Genomic DNA, 2602 nt, shown 5'->3' on the forward strand with positions numbered 1-2602 from the left:
TTTTTCTTCCTGCCTGCGACACTACCATGTTCAAAACTAACAATACTTTCATACTGCTTATCCGTAAAATACAAGATCTCAATTTTCCCACCAGCAGGTAGCTCTTGTCCAACTTGCCTTGTATAGACTTCTGTTTGAGCCTTACAGGAGCAAAGCCTCATATAAACACTAAACTGAACCATTTCAAAACCAAGATCCAACAATCGATTTCGAAACTTTGTAGCTTCTCTGCGCTGTTCTTTAGTTGATACTGGCAAATCAAACATTACAAGCATCCACATAAGCTGATAACCAGATAAATAACTCATCACACCAGCTCCCTTAAGAAGTTTCAGCTAAAGACTCAGGTAAAAATAATTTATCCATTTTCCCTTGAATAAATTGAGTATAAGAGCTAGCCATAAGACCTATATGAACTTGGGTAGGAGATGTCCTGTCACCTGTTATCACATCAGTCGTTAGAGAGCCACTTAAAAGCATTTTAGACTCATTATTTAATATTTTATCTTGATCAATTGATAAACAATGAAAGTCAACAATTGGTCTATAAGGCTCCATTAAGTCATCAACCAAGCAAAAAATATTTGCTCTGTTTGAGTGATGGATGCCTAATGTTGGATGTAACCCAACAGCGACTAATGCTCTTGCTACTGCAGATCTCAGCAGTGTGTAACCATAATTCAGAGCTAAATTAATGTCTTCTGCCAGTCTATCCCGCCGAAAATCATTACCAAACAAAAGACCCCAGTACTTTCTTGCTGCTTCTGACTCAATATTAGTCTTATCACCAGAGGTCACTTTCTTTAATAAAGGCTTTAAAGGGGTACTCGATACACCTGCTAGGTTTAGCACACTAATCTGCATAGCAATTTTCGATTGCACAATAGATTTCCATGCTCGATCCTTTTGAGCTTTTCGGAGATCTACCTGTGCCCTAAAGCGTTGAGCTTGCTCATGGTTGTGGCCTGCAGGCCATAGAAATGACTCTGGAAGATGTTTACTGTTACACAAAACCAGTGGAATATTTCGCTCAGCTAAAGCTGATAACACCTGATGACTGTAAATATGCCCATACCCATGGACGATAACTGCTCCAATATCGTCCAAAGGAATTTGGCCTAATAGCGTGTCTTTATCTTTAATTACTAAAAAGCCACGATGTATTTTCAAGTAACGGTTATTACTGCTTATTTCTACAATTCGTTGCACTGCTAACATGGGGGTCAAATACTCTGCCAGTAATATCTATAAATACCTTTCTAGCAGATAATTTTTTAAGTGCATTGGGTGATTTACTAAAGTACTTAAATGAGTCTTCCTTATCAGTATCACGCTTCTTTAAATTACCTGCCTGGAAATGCTCAGCAAAAACAATTGATCCTTTTGAAAACTTAACCACTCGTAATATTTTTCGTAAGTTTCCCTCACCAATTGCAACAGTGTCATTTTTACATAACCGCATAATAAGCGGATACGTAGAGAAAGATTGTTTAAAATATACTTTCTTATTAACTTGAAACAGTTTAAAGCGTTGACTGTTAGCGACAAATGAAGATATGACATCACCATCCCATACGCTTTCTTTTTCATAAATTTCAATGCAGTAATTATTATCCCCCTTATAAACCTTATATGACTTATCCGATGCATCTTTTATTGGTACGAGGGACGATGGCGCAAAACTTTCTACAACACGAACTCTTCTTACATTGTTTTTAGTAGCCCATTTCATTAGTGTATCAGGAGATATACTGTCACTATTCACAAGCAGATTCAGTAATTTCTCTCTCAAGATAGTGTCCCTTACGCGCTCAATCTCCTTACGCCTGGTAAGCCCTTCAATGGGAACTCTGTGAACCACTTGATAGTTTTCTGACGGCTGCTGAGGGTTATAAACGATACCATAAGAGGTTTCATTGTGTAGAGCCGACTGTACACCATGATCAGGCTTATGAGAGACTGTAATGCCTGCCACATACTGTTTTACAGACTGTGTAAAACCTTTCCAAGGTTCTGGTAACCTATCGATCAATCGGCTGCGTGATGACTGCGAAGCAAGCCTAGAAACTTTGTTGAGCAAAGCTCGGTCACTCAACCCCACAACAATTGCATCAATGGCATGATGCCGATGATCGTTACGATTTTTATGTCCATCCTCACTGAGCACGTTGTTTAGCCCTAACTTAGTGCGCATCAGTGCAGTTAGCTGTCCAGGAATTGTCCAAACACCATGCTCTCCACTACTGCAAACATAGTTCAAATATTGTTTGGCCACTTTGGCGATATAAGCTGTATCATTTAAGTGCCTAGCGAGAAAATCATTTCCTTCTATCATTTTTTGCAATGCATCATTAGCAAAACGCCAACGTTTATTTTTAGGTAAGTGCTTAACTCGCAATAAGATATCATCCCATTGATAAGGCGTTGGAGATGAACCAAATGCCTCATAAGGCGCACTATTTCCTTTAAACTGGTTAGCACGCCGAATACAAAGTGTCTTATTCGCAACACTATCATCTAATGATTTTGAAAATGGTAAAATATGCTCAATTTCAACATCACTGTCTGCTGAAAATAACCGGCTGATACTAATTTGCTCTCC

At 38.7% G+C, this 2602-nt stretch carries 3 protein-coding genes; all 3 read right to left on the reverse strand.

Annotated elements, in window-relative coordinates:
* On the reverse strand, positions 1-308 hold a 308-nt coding region (gene cas2, locus F607_RS0126180), incomplete at its 3' end, for a CRISPR-associated endonuclease Cas2 (RefSeq protein WP_211233716.1).
* 13 nt (positions 309-321) lie between these two features.
* On the reverse strand, positions 322-1218 hold the full coding sequence (gene cas1, locus F607_RS0126185; RefSeq protein ID WP_038292434.1) for a type II CRISPR-associated endonuclease Cas1: 897 nt from the start codon (positions 1216-1218) through the stop codon (positions 322-324).
* Positions 1181-2602, reverse strand: a 1422-nt coding sequence (gene cas9 / locus F607_RS32060; protein ID WP_211233717.1) for a type II CRISPR RNA-guided endonuclease Cas9, incomplete at its 5' end; no start/stop codon positions are given. The genes cas1 and cas9, both read right to left, overlap by 38 nt.

This window comes from Zooshikella ganghwensis DSM 15267 (genome assembly GCF_000428585.1).
GTDB classification, from domain to species: domain Bacteria; phylum Pseudomonadota; class Gammaproteobacteria; order Pseudomonadales; family Zooshikellaceae; genus Zooshikella; species Zooshikella ganghwensis.

Coding starts and splice junctions, on each gene's coding strand:
- cas1 (WP_038292434.1), bottom strand. CDS start 1,218: ATGTTAGCAGTGCAACGAATTGTAGAAATAAGCAGTAATAACCGTTAC.